Here is a 23,910-nt window from a genome sequence, read left to right as displayed (position 1 = left end):
CCGAAGAAAAAACGCTGCTTCGACAAGCTCAGCACGAACGATAGGTAGGAAAGTCGTCATGTCCCCCATCTGGCACCCTTTCACCCAGCATGGCCTCGGCGAACCCATTCCGCTGATTGATCGCGGCGAGGGCGCGCGCCTTTATGACGCCGATGGCAACAGCTGGATCGACGCCATTTCCTCTTGGTGGGTGACGACGCACGGCCATGCCCACCCGAAAATTATGGCGGCGATCCGCGCCCAGACCGAAAAGCTGGATCAGTTGATCTTCGCAGGCTGGACCCACGAACCAGCCGAAACGCTGGCTGCCGAGCTGGTTCGCATCACGCCCGATCCGCTCACCCGCGTCTTTTTCTCGGACTCTGGATCAACCAGCGTCGAGGTCGCGCTCAAAATGGCGCTCGGTTATTGGGCCAATATCGGCGAGGATCGCCACCGCATCCTGGTTATGGAGCATAGTTATCACGGCGATACGATCGGTGCGATGTCTGTCGGCGCGCGCGGGGTATTCAATCAACCCTATGCGCCCTTGCTGTTCGACGTCGATACCATCCCTTTTCCCGTCGAGGGTCGCGAGCAAGATACGCTCGACGCACTAGAGGCCGCGTGTCGCGCGCGTCCGGCCGCCTTCATCGTCGAACCGCTGATCCTCGGGGCGGGCGGGATGCTCATCTATCCGGCGTGGATACTTGCCGAAATGCGCGCCATTTGCGCGCGCCACGATGTGATCTTCATTGCCGACGAGGTTATGACCGGCTGGGGTCGCACCGGCACCCGCTTTGCCTGCGATCAGGCGGGTATCATTCCCGAGATCATCTGCCTGTCCAAGGGGCTGACCGGCGGCGCGATGCCACTGGCGGTGACGCTGTGCATCGAACCCATTTTCGCGGCCCATTGGTCGACCGACCGCGCCCGCATCTTTTATCATTCGAGCAGCTATACCGCGAACCCGATCGCCTGTGCCGCCGCCAACGCCAACCTTGCCATCTGGCGCGACGAGCCGGTGCAGGACCGCATCGACACGTTATCAACGGCGCAAGCGAGCCATCTCGCCATCCTGACGGCCGATAGCCGTATCGAAAATCCGCGCCAGCTTGGCACCATTGCCGCGCTCGATATCCGCGTAACAGACAGCGGCTATCTTTCGAATCTCGCGCCGCGCCTGATCGCCTTTTTCCGCAGTCAGGGCGTGCTCCTCCGACCACTCGGCAACAGCCTTTATGTGATGCCGCCCTATTGCATCACCGATGAGGAGCTGACACAGGTATGGAAGGCTATCGCGGCGGCGCTAGACCACGCCTAGTGCCGGTCAGCGAGGCACCTTTTCCGCGCCAGGTTCGGACTAGGTTCATCCAATAGGGCTAAACCGGTCGCATCAGGGGCAGAGACGGAGTAAAGATTCTGCGGACATCACCGCTGCCCCTCATTCTTTCCGCATTGGCGCTTGCCGCAACAGTTTTGGCCGTCCCTGCCATGGCCGATGACCCGCCCCAGAAATTCTCGATTCTCGTGACCTATGGCGATGAGCCCTGCCCCGAGGCGCAGGGTGACGAGATCGTCGTCTGCGCGAATGAACCTGAATCCGAACGCTATCGTGTCCCAAAAAAACTGCGCGAAGCAGAAAGAGACGCCGCGATTGGCGGACGATCTTGGGCGACGGCGGTCGAAGATTATGACAATGGCCCGGGGCGCGTGACGCGGCCCAACAGCTGTTCACCAGTCGGGTCCAACGGATTTACGGGTTGCACCGCGTTGATGCTGCGCGAATGGTTCGCAGGGCAACGCAGCAAGGCGCAATAGTCTGACGGTTTGCGACCCTTAGGGCGGTTATTTTCGTCCGCCCCTCTTGCAACAGACGACATTTTCGACCACTAGCTTGGTCATGCGCGGCAACGGCCTCCTACTTCTGCGACTTACACGCCCTTGGGCGTGACGATACCGCTGCGCCCAATGTGGCGCGCGACCGCCCAAGGGTAATCCGACCAAACACATCCCTTCGCAGAAGACCCGATATCATGACTATGCTCCGCGACCCTTCAGCCAAATACCGACCTTTTCCGCAAGTTCCGCTGACCGACAGGCAGTGGCCCGCCCGCACCATCACCGTCGCACCGCGCTGGCTGTCGACCGACATGCGCGACGGCAATCAGGCGCTCATCGACCCGATGGATGCCGAAAAAAAGGCCCGCTTTTTTGACTTGCTGTGCCGGGTCGGTCTCAAGGAAATCGAGGTCGGTTTCCCCAGCGCCGGCGCAACCGAGTTTGATTTTATCTCTGGCCTCGTCCGCTCGGATCGCATCCCCGACGATGTGATGGTGCAAGTGCTCACCCAAAGCCGCCAAGACCTCATCCACACCAGCTTCGAAGCCCTCGACGGCGCACGCGCCGCGATCGTCCACCTCTATAATGCGGTCAGCCCTGCGTGGCGCCGCATCGTGTTCGGCATGGAGCCAGCCGAGGTCAAGGCCATCGCCGTCGCCGGAGCCAAAATCCTGCGCGACGAAGCGGCGGCACGTCCCGCGACCGACTGGCATTTCGAATATAGTCCCGAAACCTTCTCCACCGCAGAGATTGATTTCAGCATCGAAGTTTGCGCGGCGGTGATGGAGATTTTGCAGCCGACCGCCGACAAACCCATCATCCTCAACCTGCCCGCGACGGTCGAGGCGGCGACGCCCAATATCTATGCCGACCAGATCGAATATTTTTGCAAACATCTGCCAGACCGCGACCATGCGGTCATCAGCCTGCACACCCATAATGATCGCGGTACCGGCGTCGCGGCGGCCGAACTCGGCCTGCTCGCGGGCGCGGATCGCGTCGAGGGCTGCCTGTTCGGCAATGGCGAACGCACCGGCAATACATGTCTCGTCACCATCGCACTCAATATGTACACGCAGGGGCTCGATCCCCAGCTCGACTTTTCGGACATTGATGAGGTCATCAAGACGGTCGAATATTGCAACCAGCTCCCCGTCCACCCGCGCCACCCCTATGGCGGCGAACTCGTGTACACCGCCTTTTCGGGCAGTCATCAGGACGCGATCAAAAAGGGTTTCGCCGCGCGCGAGCGTCAGAATGATGAAAAATGGGAAGTCCCTTACCTCCCCATCGATCCCGCCGATCTGGGGCGCAGCTATGAAGCGGTGATCCGCGTCAACAGCCAGTCGGGCAAGGGCGGCGTCGCCTGGGTGCTCGAACAGGACAAGGGGCTGAAACTGCCCAAACGGATGCAGGCATCGTTCAGCCACACCGTGCAAGCGCTCGCCGACAGCGCCAGCCGCGAACTCGCCGCCGACGATATCTGGCAAGCGTTCGAGGCCACCTATCTGGGCGAAAGTGACAAGCGCTTCACGCTCGTCGAATGGACCGAAAGCCATAGCGGGACTGATCGCATTTTTGCCGGAAAGCTCCGCATCGACGGTGAAATCCGCAGCGTGTCGGGCCGCGGTAACGGTCTGATGAGCAGTGTCGTCGCCGCCCTCGCCGAAAATGGCGGCCCGGTCATGGACATCGCCGACTATAGCGAACATGCGATCGGCCATGGCAGCGACGTGCAAGCCGCCGCCTATGTCGAATGTAAAACAGCAGATGGCAAAAGCCTGTTCGGCTGCGGCCTCGACACCGACGTCGCGACAGCGAGCGTGCGCGCGATATTGTCGGCGGCAAATGGGGCGTGAACAGCTGAGCGGCTCATCATAGGCACGTCTTCAGCGCAGTGCGAAGCGCCCCGCGCGGGCAGCTTACACGTCGTCAATCCGACCCAGCAACTCCACCAGCATCGGGCGCAATCGCCGGATTTCTTCAAAATGCGTGCTGCTCAACGCAGCAAGCAGAGACAGCGCCTTGGCCGTCAGTTTCAAAAGTGACTGACGGCGGTCGAGCGGCGAAGGGTGTCGTTCGACAAGACCGAAATTCTCCAGCCGGTCGATGAGCCCGCTGGCGCTATGCGGTTTGAGCAACAGCCGTGCGGCCACATAGCCGATCGAGGCAGTCTCGCCATTGGCCGCGCGAATGATGAGCAGTGCCTGATGCTGCTGTGGACTCAGCCCGAATTCGGCGGCCCGCCCCTCACTGAACGCCATAAATTCGCGCAACGTAAAGCGAAATTCGGCCAGCGCCTCATAGTCTGCGTCACACAGCACTGTCTTCACCACTCTCAATGCCTCCCGCGTTGATAAATGTCGCTATACGATATAATGGGCCGCACAAACAACAGGACATCATGTAATGGCTTCGGCTAAGATTACCAAATCCCCGCGTCTCGGCGACCATAGTGCCGACCGCCGCATGGTCATGCTCGCACTCGCGGCGGTCCTTGTCGGCAGCGGCGGTGCCTTTGGCGCATGGCTATTGCTCAGGCTCATTGCCATCGCCACCAACCTCTTTTGGTTCGGACGATTGTCGGCAACCCCTTCGCTCATCACCGACAATAGCGTGGGCCTGGCGATCATCCTCATCCCCGTCATCGGCAGCGTGATGATCGGACTCATGGCCTATTTCGGGTCGGACAAGATCCGCGGCCATGGCATCCCCGAAGCGATAGAGGCGATACTCTATGGCGAAAGCCGACTGACACTAAAGGTCGCGGTGCTCAAACCGATCTCCTCGGCCATTTCGATTGGCAGCGGCGGTCCTTTCGGCGCCGAAGGGCCGATCATCATGACCGGCGGCGCCATCGGTTCGCTGTTTGCCCAGCGTTTCAAGCTCAGCGCCGCCGAGCGCAAGACATTGCTGGTGACCGGCGCCGCCGCTGGCATGACCGCCATTTTCGGTACCCCCATCGCTGCCATCCTGCTCGCAATAGAGGTGCTGCTGTTCGAATGGAAACCGCGCAGTTTTGTACCGGTCGTGGTCGGCGCTGTGGTTGCTATGGTCTGGCGTCCAACGCTGATTGGCGTGGGGCCGATGTTTCCCTTTTCTGCCCCCGCGATGGCAGGCTGGCAACCCACGCTGACCGCCGTCGGTGTCGGCCTGCTCGTCGGACTAGAAGCCACTTTTCTGTCCGCTCTCCTCTATAGGATCGAAGATCTTTTCCACCGCCTTCCGCTGCATTGGATGTGGTGGCCGGCCGTCGGCGGCGTCTTTGTCGGACTCGGCGGCCTGATCGACGCGCATGTGCTGGGCGCAGGCTATCAAAGCATCCAGGCGCTACTCGATCATTCGCTCGCAACCCGCGCCGTGCTGGCGCTGCTGGTCGTCAAAGCCTTTGTCTGGCTGATTGCGCTCGGGTCGGGAACGTCGGGTGGTGTGCTGGCCCCCCTGCTCATCCTTGGCGGCGCACTCGGCGCGCTGATCGGCCAATATCTGCCCGGCGGGTCGGGATTCTGGGCGATGATCGGCATGGCAGCTATCATGAGCGGGGCGATGCGCGCGCCTTTGACCGGGGCGCTGTTCGCGGTCGAGCTCACCGGACATTTTGCCGCCCTTCCGCTGACCATCGCTGCATCGGCGAGCGCCTATGCGGTCAGCGTGCTGATCATGCGCCGGTCCATCCTGACCGAGAAAATCGCCCGTCGCGGACGCCATGTGTTGCAGGAATATACTGTCGACGCACTGGAATTTCTGCAGGCAGGCGACGTGATGACGCCCGATCCGGCGACGCTGTCGGGAGCGATGGTGGTCGGCGATGCCATCGCCTTTTTCGCCGAGCAGGCCGAACATCGCAGCTATCCGGTCATCGACGAAGCGGGACGGCTGCTGGCGCTGATTTCGCGGTCGGACGTGCTGCGCTGGCAAGTCGATAAGGCGCGCGCCGATGCGACCATCGCAGAGATACTTTCTGATGCGTCGCAGCCCTTTGCCAGAACCGATTCGCCCATCGGCGAAGTTGCCGATCTCATGGTCGAAACCGGCATCGGACGCATTCCGATCATCGATCCCGCCACAGGGCGGGTCGTCGGCATATTGACCCGGCAGGATCTGCTCAAGGCGCGCCACAGCAGCACCCGATCCGAAAGCCACCGCAGCCGTTAGGGAGAAATGGTGCGTGCGCCGCGCGCTCATCCACACGCTCCCTCTTGCCACCCTTTCCGTTTACGTTAAGGTCAGTTGCAACACGCAACTGGAGAATCACGCATGTCCCTACCCCCGATCTTTGACCGTCTGCGCCTTCCTGTCATCGGTTCCCCCCTCTTTCTGGTGTCGGGTCCCGAACTGGTCATCGCGCAGTGCAAAGCCGGGATTGTCGGCGCTTTTCCGGCGCTGAACGCGCGCCCTCAAAATATTCTCGACGAATGGCTCCACCGGATCACCGAAGAGCTCGCCGCCTGGGACCGTGACAATCCCGACCGGCTTTCGGCGCCCTATGCGGTCAACCAGATCGTCCACCGCTCGAACGACCGGCTAGAGGCCGACATTGCGACTTGCGCCAAATGGAAGGTGCCGATCACCATCACCTCGCTTGGTGCGCGCGAGGAATTGAATCAGGCGGTGCATAGCTGGGGCGGGATCACGCTGCACGACATCATCAACGACCGCTTTGCCCGCAAGGCGGTTGAAAAAGGTGCCGACGGCCTGATTCCCGTCGCGTCGGGCGCAGGCGGTCATGCTGGCGTGCAATCGCCCTTTGCGCTGGTGCAGGAAATTCGCGATTGGTTCGACGGCCCCATCGCCCTGTCGGGGGCCATCGCCCACGGTCGTTCGGTGCTGGCGGCGCAGGCGTGCGGTGCCGATCTCGGCTATATCGGTTCAGCCTTTATCGCGACGAAAGAGGCCAATGCGATGGAAGGCTATAAGTCGGGCATCGTAGAGGGTCGCGCGGCCGACATCGTCTATTCGGACCTGTTTACCGGCGTCCATGGCAATTATCTGCGCGGCTCGATTTCGGCGGCGGGGCTCGACCCCGACAATCTGCCTGCGGGCGACCTCAAAACAATGAACTTTGGCTCGGGCGGCAACACCGATGCCAAGGCGTGGAAGGATATCTGGGGTTCCGGCCAGGGCATTGGTGCGGTCAAGGACGTGCTCAGCGTCGCCGATTTCGTCGCCCAGCTCGAAACCCAATATATCGCCGCGCGCCGCGAACTCGAAGCAAAGGTCAGGCTTTAGGGTCAGAACCTAACCTCTGAAAATAACCGGTCGATGGCACTGTCGAGATATGATCGATCAGATCGCGACCTGACTGCCCAGCTCGACCACACGGTTCGTTGGCAAACGGAAATATTCCATCGCGCTTTCCGAATTACGCAGCATCCACGCGAACAGCTTTTCGCGCCAGATCGGCATGGCGGGCTTTTTGGCGGCAATCAGCGTCTGGCGCGACAGGAAGAAACTGGTTTCCAGCATTTTGAACGCCGCGCCACAGCCCTGCGCGCGATTAAGGCCCTCGGGCACATCAACGGGCTGCATAAAGCCATAATGCAGGACCATGCGGTGGAATCCCTGACCCAGATCGTCGATCGAACAGAAACGATCAGGGTCGACATAGGGCACATCCGCAACCTTGATGGTCAACAATATGATCCGTTCGTGCAGCACCTTGTTATGCTTCAGATTGTGGAGCAGCGCATGGGGAACGCCGTCCGAACTGGAGGTCATAAAGACGGCAGTGCCGGGAACGCGCGTCGCGCTGTTCGCTGCCGAACTCACAAAGATCGGGATCGGCATCGCGCCTTCGGCCATTTCGCGCTGCATCAGCGAGCGTCCGCGTGACCAGGTGGTCAGCATCGTAAAGATGATCAACCCGATCGCCAGCGGCACCCAGCCACCATCGGGAACCTTGATCAAATTCGCACTGAAATAGGCGATGTCGACGACAAAGAAGGCGGCCAATATCGGCAGGGCTTTCCACCACGGCCAGCGCCACAGGCTGAACAGGACGACCGACATCAAACAGGTGTCGATGAACATCGCCCCCGTCACCGCAATCCCATAGGCCGAGGCCAGATTGCTCGACGACCCAAAGAACAGCACAAGGATGATGACCATCGTCATCAGGAACCAGTTGACCACCGGAATATAAATCTGCCCCGCCGCCGACGCGCTGGTATGTTCCACCCGCAGGCGCGGCATAAAGCCCAGCTGGATCGCCTGCTGGGTGAGCGAAAATGCACCGGATATCACCGCCTGACTCGCGATGATGGTCGCCAGCAATGCGAGCAGCACCACGGGAATTTGCCACGCATCGGGCATCATCAAAAAGAAGGGGTCTTTGATCAATTGCGCCGTCGCGCCCATATCGTCGGACAACACCATCGCGCCCTGCCCCATATAGTTGAGCATCAGCGCGGGCAGAACAAAGCATAGCCAGCTGATCCCGATGGGCGCGCGGCCAAAATGGCCCATATCGGCATAAAGCGCCTCGGCCCCCGTCACCGCCAGCACCACCGACCCGAGCGAGATGAACGCCCGATAGGGGTCGGACTCGAAAAAATATAGCGCATTCAATGGATTGATAGTCTGATACATGATCGATGGATGATCGACGATGTGCATGATGCCCAGAACCGACAGCATCAAGAAATAGGCAAGCATGATCGGGCCGAACAGCGCCCCCACCTTGGCGGTCCCGCGCGACTGAATGGCGAACAATCCGATCAGGATCGTCAGCGCAATCGGCACGATATAGCCGCGGAACCCTTCATGGACATAGCTCAGCCCCTCGGTCGCCGAGAGCACCGACATCGCCGGCGTAATCATCGAATCGCCATAGAAAAGTGCGGTGGCGAACACGCCGAGCAGCACGATCGGCCACGTCCAGCGCGCCCCGCCCTTCTGCCGGCTGATGAGCGCCAATAGCGCCAGACTGCCGCCCTCGCCCTTATTGTCGGCGCGCATGATGGTCAGCACATATTTGAACGTGACGACCATCATCATCGACCAAAAGACGAGGCTCAGCACACCATAGATATGCAGCTGGTCGGCATCGATCGAATGATGCCCCGAAAATGTCTCGCGAAAAGCGTATAGGGGGCTGGTGCCGATGTCGCCAAAAACGACACCGACTGCGCCCACGGCCAGCTTCATCTTGCCATCGCGATGATGCGACGACGAAGCTGACCCCTGCTCAGCGTGTTGGCTTATATGAGCCGGAGGCGACTCAGAGGTCATCGGCGCCCCTTAGCCCAGCAACGGAAAGAACAACAGAAAAGTTCACCGGTCACGGTTTCGCGACATCGCCATCATTGGTCAGGCCGGGACCCATCGCCTGACGCAATTGCTCCAGCCGCAATTCCAGATCAGGCCGCCAGGGCGCATCGGCGGGGCTGCGCTCCAAAAGCTGGTTCCACACCCCCTCGGCTCCCTGCAAATCGCCGCTCTGCGCCAGCGCGAGACCGGCAAAGAAAGGCGGTGCAGGATGGCTGGGGTCGCGCCTTGCCGCCTCGTCAAAGGCAAGCGCGGCAGCGGGCGACATGACGCCGCCGCCATGCGCAACCAGCGCATTGCCAAGGCCCACCCACAGGTCGACATTGTCAGGATATTTCGCCAGCCCCTTTTCCAGCGTCTGTGCGGCAAGTTCGGTTTTGCCGATGCGCGCAAAGCCATCGGACATGCCCAGCCACTGCGCCGCAGGACCAAAGCGGTCGGCCATACCCTTGCGCTCGTCCTTCAAGACATCGCCAAAGCCTTCGGGCTCGGACGCAACCTGCACCGGCTTGCCCGCCAGCGACGGGCTGCCCTGCAACGCATAGCCGGTAAGCCCGAGCATGATCGCCGCTCCGGCTAGCGGGCGCGCGCCCTTGGGCAGGTGGCCGCCCCAGATCAGGGCGCCCCATGTCACCAATGCCGCCAGTGCCAGCCAGAACCAGATCATGCGTCATCCTCCGTGTCGGAATTGCCGCGCCTGAACCGGCCAAAAGCCATCCAGCCGCCAATCAACAGGAACAGCAAGGGGCCAAGCCAGAGCAGCGCCGTCTCTGCATCAAAGGGCGGGTCATAGCTTACCCAATTGCCGTAACGCGCCACCAACCACGCGCGGATCGCCTCCGGGTCCTCGCCCGCCGCAATTTTGGAGCGAACTTCGTGGCGCATATCGCCCGCCAGCGGCGCATCGCTGTCGGCAATCGACTGCCCCTGACAGACGAGACAGCGCAAGGTTTCCATCAAGTCCCGCGCCTTTTCCTCCTGCGCCGGATCGGCCAATTGCTGATAGGCATAGGGCGACGGCGGCAATCGGTCCTGCGCGACCACCGGCGAAGAAAGGCCAAGGCCCAATAAGACAACAGCAAAGAAAAAAACCATCGTGCCCCTGCGCAGGCAGGGGCCTATCACCAAAGATAGCGTCGACAAACCACGGGTGCTTTGATGATCTGACGGCAGATGATGGCCCCCTGCCTGCGCAGGGGCACGGGCGATTTGATGGGTAAAGCTCATTGCATTGCCTTCAGCTTGGCGACAATTTCCGGAACCTGATCGGGCATGATAACACCCTGAATCTGCTCGCGAATAATGCCCTTGCTGTCGATCAAAAATGTCTCTGGCACGCCCGACGAACCCAGGGCGATTTGCACGCTGCTTTGCTGGTCCGATCCGATGCGCTCAAACGGATTGCCATTTTCACGCAAAAAGGTCGCGACATCTTCGGGCCGGTCACGGATCGCGATGCCGTCAATCGGGACTCCCGCTGCCTTCAACGCTTCCAGCTGCGGCGCTTCGGCGCGGCACGGGATGCACCAGCTGGCAAAAACATTGACCAGCCGCGGACGACCATCGGCCAGATCACTGCTCTTGAACCCCAGCACCCCCTCGGTCGCGGGCGGCAGATCGAACAGCGGCATCGGCTTGTTGATCCATTGCGACTGGATCAACGTCTCGGACGGAATGACCAGCCGATAGACAAAGGCGCCGAACAACAGACACATCAGCGCCAGCGGTGCGAAAAGGATCCAGGGCCGTTTCATGCGAAAGGCTCCTGCGACTTGCGATGGCGATAGCGCCGCCACATGGTCAGCAACTGGGCGCGACCCAGCAGCGACAGCGACGCGCCCAGCGCGATCATCGCGCCGCCAAGCCAGATCCACCACACCAACGGTTTCCACCACAGCCGCAACTGATAGCGCCCGACGACCGCATCTTCACCCGGCACCGGCTGGCCCAGCACGGCATAAAGCTGCCCGCCCGGGCGCGTCAGCAGCGCCGATTCATTGGTTTCGGTTGGCGCGGTGCCCATCAGGCCCGGAAACATGCGCGCCTGTGGATGGAGGACAAAGGTGGAGCCGCCCGGCGCGGTGACGCGCATATCGGCCTCGATCGCGGTCCAATTGGGTCCGGCAATCGGCTTCACGCCGACAAAGCGCACTGCATAATCGCCGACTTTTATCACATCACCGGGTGCCGCTGCGACCAGACGTTCCTTGATGAAGGCGCTTTCAGCCGCCATGCCGGCCAGCGCCACCGCGACCCCCAGATGGGCGATCACCATGCCATAGACCGGCAACGGCGTGCGGCGCAGGTTGCGACGCCAGAGCGGCGCAAGGCTGGCCACCCCGACAATCGCCGCAACCGCCATTCCGGCAAAGGGAAGTATGCCAATTTTGCCGCCAAACAACACCAGTCCGACCACCACAATCGCGCCTACCAGCAACGGTATCGGCAGGCGCGACCACAGCTTGCTGCCGTCATCCTTGCGCCACTTTAACAGCGGTCCGGCAACCATGACCAGACACAGCGCCAGCGCTATCGGCCCCGCGACACGGTTGAAATAGGGCGGCCCGACCGAAATCTTCTCCCCCACCGCTTCGGCGAAAATGGGATAGAGCGTGCCGAGCAGCACCAGCGCCAATATCGTCGTCAGCAACAGATTGTTGATGACCAACGCGCCCTCACGGCTCAGCAACGCAAATTTCTTGCCCTCGGCGACCGTTCCGGCGCGCAGCGCGAACAGGGTCAGCGCGCCGCCAATATATATCGCCATCAACACCAGCAAAAAGGTGCCGCGCTCGGGATCGACCGCAAAGCTGTGGACGCTTGTCAACAAGCCCGACCGCACGATGAAGGTGCCGACGATCGACATCGAAAAAGCGATCACTGCGAGCATCACCGTCCAGGCGCGCAGCGCGTTGCGGGTCGCGGTGACGCTGACCGAATGGAGCAGCGCCGCCCCCGCAAGCCATGGCATCAGTGAAACATTCTCGACCGGATCCCAGAACCACCAGCCGCCCCAGCCCAGTTCATAATAGGCCCAGTAACTGCCTGCCGTGATTCCCAATGTCAGGAAAATCCAGCTCCCGAGCACCCATGGCCGCATCGCGCGGGCAAAGGCCGAACCGACATCGCGGGTAATCAGCGCACCCACGGCAAAGCTGAACGCGATCGATATCCCGACATAGCCGATGTATAGTGTCGGCGGGTGAAAGGCGAGACCGGGGTCCTGCAACAGAGGGTTGAGTCCCTGCCCGTCGGGCGGTGCCACCGCCAGCCGCGCAAACGGGTTGGACGAGAATAGCAAAAAGGCAAAAAATCCAAGCCCGAGAGCCGCTTGCGCCGCCAGCGTCGCGATCAGCGTATCTTCGTTCAGCCGCTTTTCAAACAGCGCCACCGCGCCGCCTGCCAGGCCCAAAATGGTCAACCACAACAGCATCGAGCCTTCATGATTGCCCCAGGTTCCGGCGATCTTGAACAGCATCGGTTTCAAACTATGGCTGTTGCGAACAACCAGTTCGACCGACATGTCCGACCGGACGAACACCGCGATCAACATGGCAAAGGCCGCCGCGGTCAGAACGCCTTGTGCCACGCTCGCCGGACGCACCAGCGCCGCCAGATCGCGCTGTCCGGTGCGCAGGAAAACGGCCCCTGCAACCAGTTGCAGGCACGCCAGCCCTGCCGCCATCCACAAGAGGGCAAGCCCCAATTCAGCAATCATTTAACAGCCACCCTGGATTTCTTTCCGGCGCCCTCGGGCATGTCGCCCATTTGCGGCGGCATATAACGCTCGTCATGTTTGGCGAGGATGCGGTCGGCAACAAAGGTGCCATCGGCGCGCATACGGCCGTCGGCGACCATTCCCGACCCCTCTTTGAACAGGTCGGGGACAATGCCGGTAAACTGGACCGGCACCGACGCCTTGCCGTCGGTAGCGACAAAATGGATCGTCACGCCATCGCGCTGGCGCACAATGCTGCCCGCCTCGACCATGCCGCCCAGCCGCATGGCGTCGCCCGCATCGACCTTGCCGCTTTGAATTTCAGTCGGAGTACGGAAATAGGCTGCCTCGTCGCGTAAGGCGCTGGCCGCCAGCAAACCGGCACCACCCACCGCGAACAGCGCCACAACGGCAAGGATCAGGCGTTGATGCTTGGCTTTCATGACCGGTCTTTACGCAGCGCGTCGCTTCGCCGTTCGGCTTTGCGCATCACCTGCCAGCTATGCGCCAGCACAAAGCCCGTCAGCACGATGGTCAACGCGTAAGCCGCCGCGACATAAGCCCATTGCCCGCTCATTCCACGTCCCCCTCTTCATCGGCCAATCGGCGCAAGCGCGCCGCGACACGATTGTCGGCGATGATCCGCCGCATCCGCATCAAGACTATAGCGGCAAACAGCAAGGAGAATCCCAAAACTGTCAGTCCCAATGGCCATAACAGGCTATTGTCGATGGTCGAACCACTTAGCGTAATACTAGGGCCTTGATGCAGGCTGTTCCACCATACCACGCTGCGGTTGATGATCGGAATATTGATCGCGCCAACCAGCGCATAAATCGCTGCCCCGCGCGACAGCGACCCACTTGTCTGGCGATCACTTCCATCGCCATTGGTCAGCGCGATGAATCCGGCATAGAGGAACAACAGCACCAGCATCGACGTCATGCGGCCATCCCATTCCCACCAGGTTCCCCAGGTCGGCTTGCCCCAGATGGAGCCGGTGGCAAGGCACAGCGCGGTAAACAACATCCCCGGCACCGCAATCGCACGCGCCGCAATGCCCGACAAAGGGTGGCGCCAGACCAGCTGGATCAATCCCGTCACCGCCAGTGCCGACCAGCCCGCCATGCCCAGCCAGGCCGACGGAACATGGACATAAAGGATGCGGACCGTCTCGCCCTGCAGATAATCCGGAGGAGTCAGCACAAGCCCGGCCCAGCCGCCGACCAAGGTCAGCACCAGTCCCAACCCCAACAGCCAAGGTGTCAATGGGCGGGCCAGTCCCAGAAAACGGGTTGGATTCGCATAGGCGTGCATGGCGCGCGCAGCCTTAAGCGAGCATGTCGCGCGGGTCCAGCCTTATGCTGACCGCAAGCGCTTCATTCAGGCTTCGGGGCGAGTCCACAGCCAGCTTCCTGTAACGACCGCCGCGACAATCGGCGCGAGCATCCACGGCCAGGGCGCGAACAGCAACGCCACGATGATGCTGAAGGCAAAGGCGATCATCGCCGCAATTTTCCCTTTGCGGCTGATCGCGCCCTTGTCGCGCCACGCGACAATATGCTGGCCGAACACCGGATGGGTGAGCAACCACGCCTCCAGCCGCGGCGACGAGCGCGCAAAGCAAAAAGCCGCCAGAATCACAAAGGGAACAGTGGGCAGCAGCGGCAAAAAGGCCCCGATGCCGCCCAGCCCAAGAGACAGCCAGCCGCTCGCAAGAAAGAAATGGCGCTTCATCACGCCGGACCTAGACGCGGGCATGGACCGCGCCAAGTCTTTCCGTTCGCGCGCCTATCCGCGCCCGATCAGTTTCTGCGCCATGCGGTCGGCGACGTCCGATGCCGGAGTCGCACTCGCCTTGCTCTCGGCCCAAATGTCGGCAAGCCGTTCAGGGATCAGGTGGATGCGGCTTTCGACTTCCTCGCGGCTGCCCTGCCCCAGATATTCCAACGCAACATTGATGATGCCGCCGGCATTGATGACATAGTCGGGGGCATAGGTAATGCCGCGGTCATGGATGCGCTGTCCGTCGCTGACCGTGGCGAGCTGGTTGTTCGCCCCGCCCGCGACAATCGGAACCCGCAGCTTGGCAATGCTGTCCTCGGTCAAAATGGCGCCCAACGCATTGGGGCTCAGCACATCGGCCTCGATTTCCATGATCGCACCCGAATCGGCCAGATCAGCGCCCAGCTCATCGGCGAGCGCCTTGGCGCGGGTCAGATTCACATCGGCCAGCGTCAGACGCGCGCCCTCTGCTGCCAGACGCCGTGCGACGCCGCCGCCGACACTGCCGACGCCCTGAATGGCGACATGTACGCCCTTGGCGCTGTCGGTCCCCAGTCCGTTCTTTATCGCGGCTTTAACGCCCAGATAGACACCCAGCGCTGTCAACGGGCCGGGATCACCGCCCGCTTCGCCGCTCGCCACCGGCAGGCCGCTCACATATTTGGTTTCTTTGGCGATCGCGACCATGTCCGTGTCATTGATTCCAACATCTTCGGCGGTGATATAAGCGCCGCCGAGTGAATTGACCGCGCGGCCAAAGGCTGCCAGCTGCGCCGGAGTCTTCGCGGCACCATCATCAGCCAGAATAACGCCTTTACCGCCGCCCATCGGCAGTCCGGCCATCGCATTTTTATAGCTCATGCCGCGCGACAGGCGCAGCGCGTCGATGATCGCATCTGTGCGCAACGGATAGTGCCAGTAACGAACGCCGCCCGCGCCGGGGCCGAGGTGGGTCGAATGAACCGCAATAACAGCGGTCAGCCCGCTCTCACGATCGCGGAACATGTGGACATGTTCATGATCGTCAAAATCGGCGAAATCCCAGACGGCGGTCATAGACTCTATCCTCACGATAATAAATTACGCAAAGGAGTAATAATCAAATAGCGACATGGAGTCACGTTCAATTCGAACCAGGCCCGAATATCCGCAATAAAAGGGGGGAAATGGGGCGACCGATGGGGCTTGAACCCACGACCCCCGGTACCACAAACCGGTGCTCTAACCAACTGAGCTACGATCGCCACATTGTGCTGGCGTGGGCAAAATCCCAGCGCGCAGCGGCGCGGCGATAGTCGCGACGGGGCGGACTCGTCAAGCATTGTTCGCAACGCACAGCCTGCTTATGAAGGGCGCATGGCGGAACCCTATATCGTGGACATGGCAAGTTCAGGCGCAGATGCGGCGTCCGCGCGGCTGGCGACTGTACCCAAAATACGCCGCGCACCGACGCCAAAGCTCGAACAATATATCCTCCCCGCCTTCCTCGATGCCGCCACCTGCGCGGAACTGATCGATCGCATCGATGCCGGGATACGTCCTTCGACGCTTGCCGATGACAATGGCGATGCGGGTTTTCGCACCAGCAGCACCTGCGACCTCGACCATAATGATCCCTTCGTCCGTGCGCTCAATGCGCGGCTGCACACCCTCACCGGCATCCCCCAGCGATTCGGCGAACCGCTGCAAGGGCAACGCTATGACGTGGGTCAGGAATTTAAGGCGCACACCGATTTCTTCACGCCCGACGGCCCCGACTGGGAGCAATATTGCGCCGTGCCGGGCCAGCGCACCTGGACCCTGATGGTCTATCTCAATCAACCCGACGCCGGCGGCGCCACCCGCTTTCTTGCGACCGGAAAGCTGCACAAGCCAGAAACGGGCAAATTACTGGCGTGGAATAATGTCGGAGCCGATGGTCAATCGAACGAGGCGACGCTCCACCACGGGATGAAAGTGCGCAAGGGGCGCAAATATATCATCACCAAATGGCTTCGCGAACGCCCCTGGCCATGGAATCCCGGCGACGTCGACTAACGCACCAATCGATATTGGAAACTCAGCGTCAGCGTGTTGCCCACCTGTCCGGGCTCGATCACCGCTTTGGGCGCGCTCGCCACCCGCGCTTCGGCGGCAAAGGCCATCGGGCGCGGCCCCTGCATCCCGCCGCCTTCGCTCACCGACAGCAATTCGGCGCTGCTATAGCCTGCCAGCTGCGCATAATCGGCGGCCTTGGCATTGGCTTCGGCGAACGCCGCCTTGCGCGCCGGAACCAGCATCGCGTCGGCATCTTTCATGCTGAAATTGGGGCCGTCGACATTGGTCCCGCCCGCCGCGATCAGCGCGTCGAGCAATTCACCCAGCTGATCAATCTTGTCGGTGGTTACGCGCACCATATTGCTGACCTGATACCCCAAAAAGCGCGGCGGCTGGCTGTCAACACGGTTGTTGTAATCATATTGCGGCGACAGGTTGATGCCGCTCGTCTGAATATCCTCGGCCTTGATTCCGCGCTTCTTTGCGGCGGCCACCAGCTTTTCCATCGCGGCGCTGTTCGCACGCAAGGCCTCAACGGCAGTCGCGCCCTTGCTCGTGACACCGGCCCCGATGCTGGCGCGGTCGGGGCGCGAGCGCACCTCTTGATCGACGCTAAAACTCAGCACCGGCCCCTGCGCTGTCGCCGTGGTGGTGGTTTGCGCCTGTGCCGCAACGGGCATCACAGCCATGATGGCGAGACCGCTCATCCATCCCATAATGTGCTGCTTTGTCATAATAATCTCCTGTTCGGCGGCACGCCGCCCTTTGCATGTTCCTGTGTCCCTAACGCAAAAGCGCCAAGGCCGTTCCGCCGCCTTTGCCCCCGCTGCGCTTGCGCCACGCTGAACGAGCCGCTAGCGCGCCGTTCATCATGGCCGCTCCGATTTTATCTTATGAAGGCCTTGGCCTTATCCAGGGCAGCGGCTGGCTGTTCCAGGATATCGACATCTATATTGGCGAGCGTGACCGGTTGGCGCTGATCGGGCGCAACGGCGCGGGCAAGACGACCTTGCTCAAATTGCTCGCGAATCAGATCGATTCCGACAAGGGCAAGCGCGTTATCGTTCCGGGCACGCATGTCGTGATCCTTGAACAGGAACCCGATTTCGCGCCCTTTGCCCGCCTGATGGATTTCGCCATCTCGGGCGACGACGCCCCGCCCGAATATGAAGTCGCGGCCATCGCCGATCAGTTGGGCATCGACATGGACCGCCCTGCCGTCAGCGCCTCGGGCGGAGAGCGCCGTCGCGCCGCGCTGGCCCGTGCGCTGGCGCAAAAACCCGATGTGCTGTTGCTTGATGAACCCACCAACCACCTCGATCTCGCGGCGATCGACTGGCTCGAATCCTGGCTCGCCCGCTACAATGGCGCTTTTGTCGCAATCAGCCATGACCGGACCTTTCTGACCCGCCTCACGCGCCAGACACTGTGGCTCGACCGGGGCAGCATCCGCCGCAAGGAAATCGGCTTTGGCGGCTTCGAGGAATGGACCGAGGCGGTGTTCGCCGAAGAAGCCCGCGCCGCCCAAAAGCTCGATTCGAAACTGCGGCTAGAGGCGCATTGGCTGGAACGCGGCGTCACCGCGCGGCGCAAGCGCAATCAGGGACGGCTCGAAAAACTCAAAGACATGCGCGCCACCCGCGCCGCGATGATCGGCGGCCCCGGCGTCGCCAAACTCGGCCTTGCCAATGACGATGTGCGGTCCAAATCGGTGATTGTCGCCGAACAGGTTTCGGTCAGCTTTGACGGTCGCCCCATCATCAAGGACTTCAATTTCCGTGTCCAGCGCGGCGACCGCATCGGCATCGTCGGCGCCAATGGCGCGGGCAAGACGACCTTGCTCAAACTGCTCACCGACGACCTGAAACCCGACAGCGGCACCATCACCCTCGCCCCCACCCTCGACGGCATCATCATCGACCAGCAACGCAGCCTGCTCAGCGGCGACAAGCGCATCCGCGACGTGCTCGCCGATGGCGGCGACTGGATCGAAGTGCGCGGGGTCAAAAAGCATATTCAGGGCTATCTGAAAGAGTTTCTCTTTGATCCCGGCGTCATCGAGGCGCAGGTCAGCACCCTGTCGGGCGGCGAGCGCTCGCGCCTGCTCCTCGCCCGCGAATTTGCCCGCGAATCGAACCTGCTGGTGCTCGACGAGCCGACCAACGACCTTGATCTGGAAACGCTCGACCTGTTGCAGGAAGTGATTGCCGATTATGCCGGTACCGTGCTGCTAGTCAGCCACGACCGCGATTTCCTCGACCGCACCGTCACCGTCACGCTCGGTCTCGACGGGTCGGGAAAGGTCGACATCGTCGCGGGCGGCTATGCCGATTGGGAAGCCAAACGCAGCGTTAAAACCGCGACCAAAGGCAAGTCCGGCAACGGCGCAAAATCCGCCCCAACCAAGCCCGCGCCGCGCAAAAAACTCACCTATAAAGATCAACGCGATTACGACCTGCTGCCCAAGCGGATTGAAGCGATCGAGGCCGAAATGGCGACGGCCGAAACCGAACTGTCGGACGGCACCCTCTTCACCCGCGACCATGCCCGCTTCACGTCACTGACCGAGCAACTGGACAAATTGCGTAGCGAAAAGGCAGCAGCAGAAGATCGCTGGCTGGAACTGGCCGAAGCGGTCGAGGCGCTGGGCTAACCCGCGCCGCACGCCGGACTTATGTTGGCTGCAATTGAGCGGCTTTCGGCCAGGCAGCTGGTTGAGTAAGATATCTTCCACATCGTTCACCATTGAGGGATAGCACGCTTGATCGGACGCCATCCGCAACACCAAGAGGTCCGACCAAGACCCGGCCCTGCGCGGGGCTGTTGACCAATGCTGGTCCAATGGGAGCCAGATGCAAACGTTTACGACTGGATCTCTAGACGGCCTCCAATGCGGCCCGGATAGTAGTGAGGGGGCAGAGCATTTTTATACGCCCATCAGGTTCGATATCGAACCTAGTGAAACCGATGTTCTCGTACCAGGTGGCGCGCTGCTCGTCGATCGCGTCAAGAGCAAGCCCGAACGTTCCCGCTATTTCCGCAATCTGTAGAGTGCGCTCGAATGCATGAAGCATAAGCGCCGGCCCAACTCCCTTTCCTTTCTGGAAAGCCTCGTGCACGCCGATTTGACCGAGATAGACTAGCGGAACAACCCAAGCCCCGAATTTCTCGTGAGCCTCATCGGGCGACGTCTCCTGTGGTTTTATCGCGGTAAGGGAAAGGGTGTAAAACCCAATTACACTCTTCGCGCCCACTTCGGTGGCGACATAGACGCGTGCCTTATAGCGATCGTGCGTGTCGAGGCACTTCTTCGCGATGAAGTGATCAATGAATTTGACACCACAATAGAAAACCCCTCGATCATGATCCTGATCGAGGGGCTCAATGTTTATTGTGATTGCTGTATCGGACACTCAGCCTTTTTGCAGAGACTTTTTCCCGTTTGCAATGAGCTTCAACATGCCCGCTGTGGGGGCCTTGGAACTATTGCATTCCGCCAACAACTTTGCGAAGCTATCGGCAGAAACGGTCTGCAAGGGCGGGTGCCCCTTGTCAGCTAACTGCGCTGCCATATGAGCCTCCTAATCTGGGAGCTGGCGGGTTGCCAGCTCGGTTGACAATGAATGTCACCACAGGGGTGAATATATAGTGAATTGACAGCTGCGTTCAAATCAATTACGCATCTCCCGTGTCGATGCGTAATTGATCAAAATCCAGCGCCTCGCCGAATCATTTCCGTAAATCCACTGAAAATGAACTCGCGGCACGGCGCTGAGGTTGGATGACGTCCACAACTGATCGCCTCTAGCCCTACTCACCCCACCCCATAAAACCGCGCCAGCCGGTCGAGCGCCAACCCCAGCACCAGCTTCCCCGATCGCGTCGGCCAGCCCAGCGCCTTCTCAGCTCCGCCGATCGCGTCCCCGCCGCAAATCACCCGCCAGCAAATATCGGCCAGCCCCGGCCCTGCGGTATCGAGCGCGGCGTGAAAGCGGCGTTGCGCATCGATCCGCGCCAGCGACACATCACTGGCCCGCGCACCGCCGCGGGTTTTGCCCGACGCGGCGGCATCCCAGCGCATCGTCACCCGCGCGCTCAACCCCGCGCGCTCATAATCGACACGCAGCCGCTCGCCCGCGCGCAACTGCGCCGCGCTCAAATGTCCGCGCGCGGCGAGCCAAGCCAGCGGGCTTTCGGCGATATTGACCGTCACATGGCGCATGACCTGAGGCCCGGCCTTGTCGGGATCAAGACGATCATCAGGATGGATTTGCGTTTCGAGTCGGCGCGGCGCGGTCATAGGCTTCTCCTTTGGAACAAGCTCGACTCTTGACACCGGAACATTTTGTAGGAAATAAGAAACCTATTCGGTTAATCGTCGTCCGATTTTGAAGGATAGGCCATGATCAACAATATCCGTACCGTCCGCCGCGCCAAGGGGCTGACGCTTGATGAGGTGGCAAAGCGCTGCGATCCCGCGACGACCGCGCAAACCATTGGCCGACTGGAAACGGGCACGCGCACCCTGTCGCTCGACTGGATGAACCGCATCGCCGCCGCGCTGGGGGTCGACGCCGCCGAGCTGGTTCACTTGCCACAGGACACCCAACTCACGATCACCGCCATGCTGGGTGCCGATGGCGCACACGCCCCGACCCGCGTCGAACAGGCGATCACCGCGCGCCCAACCGAGGATATGCTCGCGGTCCGCGTCACATCGTCCATCGGTGATTATCGCGCCGGTGACGAGATATGGTGCCGCCGCATCAGCTCCGACTGGGCGAGCGCGCTCAACCGCGACATATTGGTGCCGCGCCCCGCCGGTCGCTTCATCTTTGCCCGCCTGCTCAATGTCGATGGCGAGAAACTCCACCTGCTGCCATTGGGTGCGGGCCAGCGCCAGCAAGTCGTCGCCAACCCGCCCTGGGCGGCGGTGGCGGTGCGCCTGATCCGAAGCCTTTAGACCATGGCCCATGTCAACGGACCCGTCATTGCGAGGAGCCGCAGGCGACGCGGCAATCCAGAGCTGTGCAAGGCCGCCCCTGGATTGCTTCGCTTCGCTCGCAATGACGATGAGTTTCAGTTTACCAAATGCGCGCCCAAACCGGAGGAAACAGGGCTATGAAGCTCCTGCACGTCCTCTCCATCGCCACGCTTTTCCCCGACACCGCCCGCCCCACTTTCGGGCTGTTTGTCGAAAAAAGCCTCGCCGCACTCGCCGACGAACCCGACGTCGATCTGACCATCATTGCCCCGGTTGGCCTGCCCCCTTGGCCGCTGTCACTCCACCCGCGTTACCGCGCGCTAGCTGCCTTGCCCAAGCAGGAACAATGGAACGGCCTCACCGTCCACCGCCCCCGTTTCCACCTGATCCCGCGCTTTGGTGCGCGCTTCAATCCGGCACAAATTGCCCGCGCTGCCCTGCCCATCGCGCAAGAGATTCAGCGTTCCGGCGGCCTCGACGTCATCGACGCGCAATTCTTCTATCCCGACGGCCCCGCCGCCATGCGGATAGCCGCTACGCTCGCTCTGCCCTTTTCGGTCAAGGCGCGAGGGGCGGACATCAGCCATTTCGGCCATGATCCCGCCACGCGCGGCCCGTTGCTCGCTGCCGCCGACGCAGCCGCCGGCTTGCTTGCCGTCTCCGACGCAATGCGCCGCGATATGGCCGCCATCGGCGTGGATGCGGCCAAGGTCGCGGTGCATTACACCGGCATAGACAGCACGCGCTTTTCGCCCGGCGACCGCGCCGCCGCGCGCGCTGGGCTTGGCCTCGGCGACGGGCCGGTCATCCTCACCGTTGGCGCGCTCATTCCGCGCAAAGGACAGGCGCTGGTGATCGACGCCCTGCCTGCGCTGTCCGACACCATCTATCTGCTCGCAGGGTCGGGCGAAGAGGAACGAAACTATCGCGCCCGCGCCGAAGCGCTGGGGGTTAGCGATCGCGTCCGCTTCCTCGGCCCGGTCGCCCATGCCGATCTGCCCGATCTTTATCGCGCTGCCGATGTCGTCGTGATGCCCTCGGTCAGCGAGGGATTGGCCAATGCGTGGGTCGAGGCGCTGGCGTGCGGCACCCCGATTGTCATCAGCAATGCGGGCGGAGCCGCCGAGCTCGTGACCAGCGATGTTGCGGGCCGGATCGTCGAGCGCACGCCCGCCGCCATCGCGACTGCGGTCCAAACGATCCTCGCCAACCCACCCGCACCGTCTGCGGTCGCGGCCAGCCTGTCAGGGCGTTTTGACTGGACGCGCAACGGCCGCGAACTCGCCGCCCACCTGCGCCGCTGCGCTAAATCCTAGGCTCAGACCACCGCACCATCGTCGTTGCGCTCGGTCCGCTCGGCCCCGCCATGTCCCACGGTCGTGCGCGGAACAAAGCTGTCGGGACCGACCTTCAACCACACGAGGATCGGCGCGGCCATATAGACCGACGAATAGGTACCGATGAAAATGCCGAGCAGCATCGCCGCAACAAAGCCAAAGATGACGTCGGGGCCGATCCACAGCAACACGCCCAGCGCAATCAGCATCGTCAAACTGGTCATCACCGTCCGCGCCAAAGTTTCGTTGATGCTGAGGTCGAGCAGCGGCAGGATTTCCATCTTGCGGTATTTCTTCAAATTCTCGCGAATACGGTCAAAAATCACAATCGTATCGTTGAGCGAATAGCCGATGATGGTCAGCAGCGCGGCGACGATGTTGAGGTCGAACTGCAACTGGGTCAACGCAAAGAAACCGAATGTCAGCGAAACGTCGTGGAACAGCGCGAACAAGGCGCCGACCCCGAATTGCCATTCAAACCGGATCCAGATGTAGAGCGCAATCGCCACCATCGCGAGCGCCAGCGACAGGGCGCCGGTTTGCAGCAATTCGGCCGAAACCTTGCCCGAAACCGTCTCGACCGATCCGGTCTTGGCCAGCGGGAAAGCGGCCTTGATGCCTTCGACCAATCGGTCGCCGGCGCGGTCGGCAGCCGCCTTGTCACCTTTCGGGAGAGCGGTGCGGATGGCCACAGCCTTGCTCGATCCAAATTGCTGGATCGTCGCCTCGCCCAGCCCGATGGCGGCCACTTTCTCGCGGATTTCGTCGATCTGCGGCGCTTTGGAAAATTCGACGCGAACCGACTGGCCGCCGACGAAATCGACGCCAAGGTTCAGGCCGCGCACCGCGACCAGCACGATCGACGCAATGATCATCGCGATGCTGATCGCCATCGCGACGTTCCGCCACTTGATGAACTGGATATTGGTGTCGTCGGGGACGAGTTTCAGCAGGCGCATCTC

The 23,910-nt window shown here is 61.5% G+C and carries 24 protein-coding genes and 1 tRNA gene; 9 read left to right on the top strand and 16 right to left on the bottom strand.

Going from position 1 to position 23,910, the window contains the following annotated elements; translation table 11 throughout:
• Nucleotides 1–58 precede the first annotated feature (58 nt).
• The 3 genes from ACR3XE_RS06765 (at nucleotide 59) to leuA (ending at nucleotide 3,680) form a co-directional block, all read left to right on the top strand.
• Nucleotides 59–1,303, top strand: a complete 1,245-nt coding sequence (locus ACR3XE_RS06765; protein WP_473698390.1) for an adenosylmethionine--8-amino-7-oxononanoate transaminase — start codon at nucleotides 59–61, stop codon at nucleotides 1,301–1,303.
• Between the two features lie 170 nt (nucleotides 1,304–1,473).
• On the top strand, nucleotides 1,474–1,800 hold the full coding sequence (locus ACR3XE_RS06760) for a hypothetical protein (protein WP_486186001.1): 327 nt from the start codon (nucleotides 1,474–1,476) through the stop codon (nucleotides 1,798–1,800).
• A gap of 215 nt (nucleotides 1,801–2,015) precedes the next feature.
• Complete coding sequence (gene leuA / locus ACR3XE_RS06755) at nucleotides 2,016–3,680, top strand: 2-isopropylmalate synthase (RefSeq protein WP_486186000.1); 1,665 nt, start codon at nucleotides 2,016–2,018, stop codon at nucleotides 3,678–3,680.
• Nucleotides 3,681–3,743: 63 nt separating this feature from the next.
• Here the strand turns inward: leuA and ACR3XE_RS06750 are convergent, their stop codons facing one another.
• Nucleotides 3,744–4,085 carry a MarR family winged helix-turn-helix transcriptional regulator gene (locus ACR3XE_RS06750; protein ID WP_473700342.1) on the bottom strand — a complete coding sequence of 114 codons (342 nt, stop codon included), beginning with the start codon at nucleotides 4,083–4,085 and terminating at the stop codon, nucleotides 3,744–3,746.
• Nucleotides 4,086–4,230: 145 nt separating this feature from the next.
• Between ACR3XE_RS06750 and ACR3XE_RS06745 the strand changes: the two genes are divergently transcribed.
• Nucleotides 4,231–5,976: a chloride channel protein gene (locus ACR3XE_RS06745; RefSeq protein WP_486185999.1), complete on the top strand. Its 1,746-nt coding sequence runs from the start codon at nucleotides 4,231–4,233 to the stop codon at nucleotides 5,974–5,976.
• A 102-nt stretch (nucleotides 5,977–6,078) separates the two neighbouring features.
• A complete protein-coding gene (locus ACR3XE_RS06740; RefSeq protein WP_473698393.1) occupies nucleotides 6,079–7,050 on the top strand; it encodes an NAD(P)H-dependent flavin oxidoreductase in 972 nt (323 codons plus the stop codon).
• A gap of 57 nt (nucleotides 7,051–7,107) precedes the next feature.
• On the opposite strand, the gene ACR3XE_RS06735 is transcribed toward ACR3XE_RS06740, so the two are convergent.
• From ACR3XE_RS06735 to ACR3XE_RS06685, 11 genes are all read right to left on the bottom strand, one after another.
• Nucleotides 7,108–9,051, bottom strand: coding sequence for a potassium transporter Kup (locus ACR3XE_RS06735; RefSeq protein WP_473698394.1), 1,944 nt, complete (start codon nucleotides 9,049–9,051; stop codon nucleotides 7,108–7,110).
• Between the two features lie 49 nt (nucleotides 9,052–9,100).
• On the bottom strand, nucleotides 9,101–9,754 hold the full coding sequence (locus ACR3XE_RS06730; RefSeq protein WP_473698395.1) for a tetratricopeptide repeat protein: 654 nt from the start codon (nucleotides 9,752–9,754) through the stop codon (nucleotides 9,101–9,103).
• Nucleotides 9,751–10,182, bottom strand: a complete 432-nt coding sequence (locus ACR3XE_RS06725) for a cytochrome c-type biogenesis protein (protein ID WP_486185998.1) — start codon at nucleotides 10,180–10,182, stop codon at nucleotides 9,751–9,753. Before ACR3XE_RS06725 ends, ACR3XE_RS06730 begins: the two co-directional genes overlap by 4 nt.
• Nucleotides 10,183–10,310: 128 nt before the next feature.
• Entirely contained in the window at nucleotides 10,311–10,841 is a 531-nt protein-coding gene (locus ACR3XE_RS06720; protein ID WP_473698397.1) for a DsbE family thiol:disulfide interchange protein, read from the bottom strand.
• Nucleotides 10,838–12,805, bottom strand: a complete 1,968-nt coding sequence (locus tag ACR3XE_RS06715) for a heme lyase CcmF/NrfE family subunit (RefSeq protein ID WP_473698398.1) — start codon at nucleotides 12,803–12,805, stop codon at nucleotides 10,838–10,840. The genes ACR3XE_RS06720 and ACR3XE_RS06715 overlap by 4 nt, the downstream gene beginning before the upstream one ends.
• Nucleotides 12,802–13,248, bottom strand: coding sequence for a cytochrome c maturation protein CcmE (ccmE, locus tag ACR3XE_RS06710; protein ID WP_473698399.1), 447 nt, complete (start codon nucleotides 13,246–13,248; stop codon nucleotides 12,802–12,804). Before ccmE ends, ACR3XE_RS06715 begins: the two co-directional genes overlap by 4 nt.
• Nucleotides 13,245–13,382: a hypothetical protein gene (locus ACR3XE_RS06705; RefSeq protein ID WP_473698400.1), complete on the bottom strand. Its 138-nt coding sequence runs from the start codon at nucleotides 13,380–13,382 to the stop codon at nucleotides 13,245–13,247. Before ACR3XE_RS06705 ends, ccmE begins: the two co-directional genes overlap by 4 nt.
• Nucleotides 13,379–14,122, bottom strand: a complete 744-nt coding sequence (gene ccmC / locus ACR3XE_RS06700) for a heme ABC transporter permease CcmC (protein WP_473698401.1) — start codon at nucleotides 14,120–14,122, stop codon at nucleotides 13,379–13,381. The genes ACR3XE_RS06705 and ccmC overlap by 4 nt, the downstream gene beginning before the upstream one ends.
• 66 nt (nucleotides 14,123–14,188) lie before the next feature.
• Complete coding sequence (locus ACR3XE_RS06695) at nucleotides 14,189–14,542, bottom strand: YbaN family protein (RefSeq protein WP_473700343.1); 354 nt, start codon at nucleotides 14,540–14,542, stop codon at nucleotides 14,189–14,191.
• 54 nt (nucleotides 14,543–14,596) lie between these two features.
• The gene (locus ACR3XE_RS06690; RefSeq protein WP_473698402.1) at nucleotides 14,597–15,646 is read right to left on the bottom strand and encodes a Glu/Leu/Phe/Val family dehydrogenase; all 1,050 of its coding nucleotides are present in this window, start codon (nucleotides 15,644–15,646) and stop codon (nucleotides 14,597–14,599) included.
• Between the two features lie 111 nt (nucleotides 15,647–15,757).
• A tRNA-His gene (locus ACR3XE_RS06685) sits at nucleotides 15,758–15,834 on the bottom strand.
• A gap of 112 nt (nucleotides 15,835–15,946) precedes the next feature.
• Here ACR3XE_RS06685 and ACR3XE_RS06680 point away from each other — a divergent pair.
• A complete protein-coding gene (locus tag ACR3XE_RS06680) occupies nucleotides 15,947–16,627 on the top strand; it encodes a prolyl hydroxylase family protein (RefSeq protein ID WP_473698403.1) in 681 nt (226 codons plus the stop codon).
• On the opposite strand, the gene ACR3XE_RS06675 is transcribed toward ACR3XE_RS06680, so the two are convergent.
• Nucleotides 16,624–17,361 (bottom strand): SIMPL domain-containing protein, encoded by a 738-nt coding sequence (locus tag ACR3XE_RS06675; protein ID WP_473698404.1) that lies wholly within the window; start codon nucleotides 17,359–17,361, stop codon nucleotides 16,624–16,626. The two genes, ACR3XE_RS06680 and ACR3XE_RS06675, sit on opposite strands and share 4 nt — an antisense overlap.
• A gap of 137 nt (nucleotides 17,362–17,498) precedes the next feature.
• Here ACR3XE_RS06675 and ACR3XE_RS06670 point away from each other — a divergent pair, with 137 nt between their 5' ends.
• Nucleotides 17,499–19,280 (top strand): ABC-F family ATP-binding cassette domain-containing protein, encoded by a 1,782-nt coding sequence (locus ACR3XE_RS06670; RefSeq protein ID WP_486185997.1) that lies wholly within the window; start codon nucleotides 17,499–17,501, stop codon nucleotides 19,278–19,280.
• A gap of 223 nt (nucleotides 19,281–19,503) precedes the next feature.
• On the opposite strand, the gene ACR3XE_RS06665 is transcribed toward ACR3XE_RS06670, so the two are convergent.
• Nucleotides 19,504–20,040 carry a hypothetical protein gene (locus ACR3XE_RS06665; protein WP_473698406.1) on the bottom strand — a complete coding sequence of 179 codons (537 nt, stop codon included), beginning with the start codon at nucleotides 20,038–20,040 and terminating at the stop codon, nucleotides 19,504–19,506.
• A gap of 401 nt (nucleotides 20,041–20,441) precedes the next feature.
• Nucleotides 20,442–20,927 carry a DUF6456 domain-containing protein gene (locus tag ACR3XE_RS06660; RefSeq protein ID WP_473698407.1) on the bottom strand — a complete coding sequence of 162 codons (486 nt, stop codon included), beginning with the start codon at nucleotides 20,925–20,927 and terminating at the stop codon, nucleotides 20,442–20,444.
• 102 nt (nucleotides 20,928–21,029) lie between these two features.
• Between ACR3XE_RS06660 and ACR3XE_RS06655 the strand changes: the two genes are divergently transcribed.
• Nucleotides 21,030–21,590, top strand: a complete 561-nt coding sequence (locus ACR3XE_RS06655; protein ID WP_473698408.1) for a helix-turn-helix domain-containing protein — start codon at nucleotides 21,030–21,032, stop codon at nucleotides 21,588–21,590.
• A gap of 158 nt (nucleotides 21,591–21,748) precedes the next feature.
• Nucleotides 21,749–22,927, top strand: a complete 1,179-nt coding sequence (locus ACR3XE_RS06650) for a glycosyltransferase (RefSeq protein WP_486185996.1) — start codon at nucleotides 21,749–21,751, stop codon at nucleotides 22,925–22,927.
• A gap of 2 nt (nucleotides 22,928–22,929) precedes the next feature.
• Here the strand turns inward: ACR3XE_RS06650 and secF are convergent, their stop codons facing one another.
• Nucleotides 22,930–23,907, bottom strand: a complete 978-nt coding sequence (gene secF / locus ACR3XE_RS06645) for a protein translocase subunit SecF (protein ID WP_473698409.1) — start codon at nucleotides 23,905–23,907, stop codon at nucleotides 22,930–22,932.
• Nucleotides 23,908–23,910: the final 3 nt, after the last annotated feature.

It is taken from the genome of Sphingopyxis sp. 10G20-10 (assembly GCF_057365075.1).
Note: the sequence above shows the minus strand (reverse complement) of the source record. Positions and strands in the feature narration are given on the sequence as shown.

Bases quoted from the DNA above. Each gene is read 5' to 3' on its own strand.
- ACR3XE_RS06765 (WP_473698390.1), top strand. From the start codon at position 59: ATGTCCCCCATCTGGCACCCTTTCACCCAGCATGGCCTCGGCGAACCC.
- ACR3XE_RS06760 (WP_486186001.1), top strand. From the start codon at position 1,474: ATGGCCGATGACCCGCCCCAGAAATTCTCGATTCTCGTGACCTATGGC.
- leuA (WP_486186000.1), top strand. From the start codon at position 2,016: ATGACTATGCTCCGCGACCCTTCAGCCAAATACCGACCTTTTCCGCAA.
- ACR3XE_RS06750 (WP_473700342.1), bottom strand. From the start codon at position 4,085: ATGGCGTTCAGTGAGGGGCGGGCCGCCGAATTCGGGCTGAGTCCACAG.
- ACR3XE_RS06745 (WP_486185999.1), top strand. From the start codon at position 4,231: ATGGCTTCGGCTAAGATTACCAAATCCCCGCGTCTCGGCGACCATAGT.
- ACR3XE_RS06740 (WP_473698393.1), top strand. From the start codon at position 6,079: ATGTCCCTACCCCCGATCTTTGACCGTCTGCGCCTTCCTGTCATCGGT.
- ACR3XE_RS06735 (WP_473698394.1), bottom strand. From the start codon at position 9,051: ATGACCTCTGAGTCGCCTCCGGCTCATATAAGCCAACACGCTGAGCAG.
- ACR3XE_RS06730 (WP_473698395.1), bottom strand. From the start codon at position 9,754: ATGATCTGGTTCTGGCTGGCACTGGCGGCATTGGTGACATGGGGCGCC.
- ACR3XE_RS06725 (WP_486185998.1), bottom strand. From the start codon at position 10,182: ATGGTTTTTTTCTTTGCTGTTGTCTTATTGGGCCTTGGCCTTTCTTCG.
- ACR3XE_RS06720 (WP_473698397.1), bottom strand. From the start codon at position 10,841: ATGAAACGGCCCTGGATCCTTTTCGCACCGCTGGCGCTGATGTGTCTG.
- ACR3XE_RS06715 (WP_473698398.1), bottom strand. From the start codon at position 12,805: ATGATTGCTGAATTGGGGCTTGCCCTCTTGTGGATGGCGGCAGGGCTG.
- ccmE (WP_473698399.1), bottom strand. From the start codon at position 13,248: ATGAAAGCCAAGCATCAACGCCTGATCCTTGCCGTTGTGGCGCTGTTC.
- ACR3XE_RS06705 (WP_473698400.1), bottom strand. From the start codon at position 13,382: ATGAGCGGGCAATGGGCTTATGTCGCGGCGGCTTACGCGTTGACCATC.
- ccmC (WP_473698401.1), bottom strand. From the start codon at position 14,122: ATGCACGCCTATGCGAATCCAACCCGTTTTCTGGGACTGGCCCGCCCA.
- ACR3XE_RS06695 (WP_473700343.1), bottom strand. From the start codon at position 14,542: ATGAAGCGCCATTTCTTTCTTGCGAGCGGCTGGCTGTCTCTTGGGCTG.
- ACR3XE_RS06690 (WP_473698402.1), bottom strand. From the start codon at position 15,646: ATGACCGCCGTCTGGGATTTCGCCGATTTTGACGATCATGAACATGTC.
- ACR3XE_RS06680 (WP_473698403.1), top strand. From the start codon at position 15,947: ATGGCGGAACCCTATATCGTGGACATGGCAAGTTCAGGCGCAGATGCG.
- ACR3XE_RS06675 (WP_473698404.1), bottom strand. From the start codon at position 17,361: ATGACAAAGCAGCACATTATGGGATGGATGAGCGGTCTCGCCATCATG.
- ACR3XE_RS06670 (WP_486185997.1), top strand. From the start codon at position 17,499: ATGGCCGCTCCGATTTTATCTTATGAAGGCCTTGGCCTTATCCAGGGC.
- ACR3XE_RS06660 (WP_473698407.1), bottom strand. From the start codon at position 20,927: ATGACCGCGCCGCGCCGACTCGAAACGCAAATCCATCCTGATGATCGT.
- ACR3XE_RS06655 (WP_473698408.1), top strand. From the start codon at position 21,030: ATGATCAACAATATCCGTACCGTCCGCCGCGCCAAGGGGCTGACGCTT.
- ACR3XE_RS06650 (WP_486185996.1), top strand. From the start codon at position 21,749: ATGAAGCTCCTGCACGTCCTCTCCATCGCCACGCTTTTCCCCGACACC.
- secF (WP_473698409.1), bottom strand. From the start codon at position 23,907: ATGCGCCTGCTGAAACTCGTCCCCGACGACACCAATATCCAGTTCATC.